This window comes from Candidatus Culexarchaeum yellowstonense (genome assembly GCF_024707025.1).
Classification (GTDB): Archaea; Thermoproteota; Methanomethylicia; order Culexarchaeales; family Culexarchaeaceae; genus Culexarchaeum.
Genome location: NZ_JANGFQ010000154.1, coordinates 1 through 2894 on the forward strand (window position 1 = coordinate 1; position 2894 = coordinate 2894).

2 protein-coding genes and 2 pseudogenes are annotated in these 2894 nt (G+C 38.6%); 1 reads left to right on the forward strand and 3 read right to left on the reverse strand.

Translation table 11 applies throughout. The annotated features are described in order from the left end of the window. The 3 genes and pseudogenes from MRT15_RS10040 to MRT15_RS10050 all read right to left on the reverse strand — a co-directional run. A pseudogene (locus MRT15_RS10040) lies at positions 1-579 on the reverse strand (hypothetical protein); the annotation flags it as partial. 38 nt (positions 580-617) lie between these two features. Next, positions 618-1310, reverse strand: coding sequence for a YbjQ family protein (locus tag MRT15_RS10045; protein WP_304329960.1), 693 nt, complete (start codon positions 1308-1310; stop codon positions 618-620). Between the two features lie 53 nt (positions 1311-1363). Next, complete coding sequence (locus MRT15_RS10050; protein ID WP_304329961.1) at positions 1364-2272, reverse strand: PfkB family carbohydrate kinase; 909 nt, start codon at positions 2270-2272, stop codon at positions 1364-1366. Positions 2273-2349: 77 nt separating this feature from the next. Between MRT15_RS10050 and MRT15_RS10055 the strand changes: the two are divergent. Further along, positions 2350-2894, forward strand: a pseudogene (locus MRT15_RS10055) (hypothetical protein); the annotation flags it as partial.

Consider the following 2894-nt stretch of genomic DNA (forward strand, 5'->3'; position numbering starts at 1 on the left):
AACGCTATCAGCTAAATCCAATGCAAGTTTAATGCTATCATCAAATATGCGTTTATGAATTTCAGGATTGGAGTAGAGGTATGGATGACCATTAACAAGCAAATACAATCTAACGCCAAAACCATGCCCCCTCAAAACTTTAACGGCATTAACAACATCATCAACCCTCAACCCCTTACAATAATAATTTAACAGTATATTGTCATCTGCAAGCTCCAATCCAATAGCCACAGTAACCTTAACCTTACCGCTTAATAGAAGCTTCAACCTATCCTCAGCAATGTATTCAGGTCTAGACTCAACTATAAGCTCTTTAACACCGAAAGATTCACATAAACGAATAAACCATGAGACGAAATCATCTGGGAACTGTTTAGGGTCGAGGAAGCTGCCCGAGGAGAATACTTTGAGTAAATCTATTTCACCCTCCCTACGCTTAGAGCTAAGCATATTGAATATCCTACCCTTCAATTCATCCAATGAACACTCAACCCTACGCTTACCCCAACCACAAAAGTAACATTTACCCCAACCACAACTACCATGCTCAAGAATTACACTAACAATTCTCCTAGACATAACAATTAAAGAAAGGTTTAAGGGAAAGTTATATTTTGCTACTTCTCCTTCTCAACCTTCACAGCAGTACCATAAACTGAGAATGCTATGGCTATTCCATCAAATAGATCACTAGTTTCGAAATCCAATCCAATAACTGCATTGGCTCCAAGCCTCCTAGCCTTATCCACAAGTCTAAGGAGAGCCTCAGCCCTAGCCTTCTCAAACTCATAAGTTAACGTCGTAATCTCACCACCTATCAAAGTTTCTACAGTTGCTGCAAGCCTACCACCAAACCCCCTACTCCTAATAGTTAAACCATAAACTGGACCCAAAACCTCAACAACCCTATAACCAGGGACTGTTGGGGTTGTTACGAGAAGGACCCCTTTCATCTTAGCTTCGCAATTCTTTAAAAACTCCTCCAGCTCAAGCTCTTCAGGACTTTTAATCTCGGTTGTAGCAACAATCCCCAATTTTTCATCAATCAACTTATCCCACCAAGAAAGATTTGATGAAGCAATCCTTATAGCTTCATCAAGAGATTTACCTGAGGAAACCAGCTTCTCTACCTCATCAACCTTAATTCCATTTTGATACGCAATCCTAATGAAGGCTTCAACCCTACCAATCCCCTTCTCGTTACAAAGCTTATTTATATGGAAATTCAGCACCCCTCTTGGATTATGGGGATACTTTGTATTGTAAATGTTAAATAAGCTATTGAAAACGTCATCAAACCCACTAGACATAATCTTCACAAATCACTATTATCCTTTGGAAATATTAAAATTGCGATTCAGCATCATGGAGGTAAGGGCTTCACATACTTCCACAATTCATTCATCTTTAAGTTTATTAAATCAAGATTTCCCAGCCTAAATATATCCCCAGACTCAACATAAACTGAAGTTACAGATGAAGCGTAAATGGTGGATTCAAGTAGTTTTCCCGTTGAAGAATATCTGTAGAGGAATGCGGATGTATATATGTCTCCAGCACCAGTCTCTTCAACAACATACTTAACAATCGACGGTATATGATATGCTTCACCACCATGAAATATATAACTGCCCTCCCCACCAAGAGTAAGTAAAACGATCACATTATATGTATTGCACATATACATTCCAGCTTCCACGGGATCTTTGATTCCAGTAGCCATGGAAGCTTCAACACCATCACAATGGACGACATCAACTCTACCAAGCAATTCATCAATGAAGATTGGTTTAACAAGTTTAATTGAACCCTCTGAATCGAAGAATCTTAGAAAACCTTGGAGATCTATGGAAACCATTCTAGCTTTAGAGGAAATGTAATCCACAATTTCAGGAGAAACTTCACCAATCACAGAGCCTACATGGATTATTGAATCTCCAACAACTTCACGGACATCATCAATGAATATATCTTCACATCTACTTTTCAGGGATAAAAATCTCTTACCATCATCATACCTCAATTTGAAGGATGTTGTTGGGAAATCTGAGAATTTAACTCCGGAAATATCTAGTCCAATCGAGTTTAAATGTTTCAGGTAGTCTTCTGGGAAATCCCTCCCAACCTTGGATATCAATTTGCAGTTCCAACCTAGAAGCTTGGCTGATACACATGAATAGTATGCTGTTCCACCAATACGCCTACTCAACCTCCCCCCTCTAATAATTTCATCGATGGTTAAATGCCCAATGACGTAGAGAAGGCTTGACAAAAGTTATTCAACCCAATAAGTAATCTAAGTCATCAGTAATAAAAACTTAAATGTAAACTTGAAGCATAATTTGTATTATGAGTTTAGAGGAGAGAGTTCGTAGAATATCAGGGTTGATAATAGGTAAATTGTTGAATGTGAAGAGTGGTGAAAATTTATTAATTATTGCAGATGATAAGTCTGAAGCAATTATGGTTGAAGCATTATTCAAGGAAACCATAAGCATTGGAGGGACACCAGTAATTTCAATTATACCAAGCAACTGGAAATCGCATACCACACTCCCAAAACCAGTTCAAGCAAGTTTGGAATATGCAAATGTGGTTATTGGGGTAACTAAGGGGACAGCTGCACCATCATACGATCCAGAAGTTGCTAGATTACTTAGGGAGAAGAGGATTAGGTACATGTCCATGGTCTTAAGATCATTGGATAACTTCATAAATGGAGCTGCACTGGCAGATTACGATGAAGTCTACGATTATGCGAAGAAAATTGCAAAGGCCATGCATGGTAATAGGATAAGGGTGAAAACGAAGCTTGGAACCAATATTGAAGCAGATATGGGTGGAGCTAGAATTATAATTGAAGCTGGATTTGCAATAAATCCCGGAGATTCAGC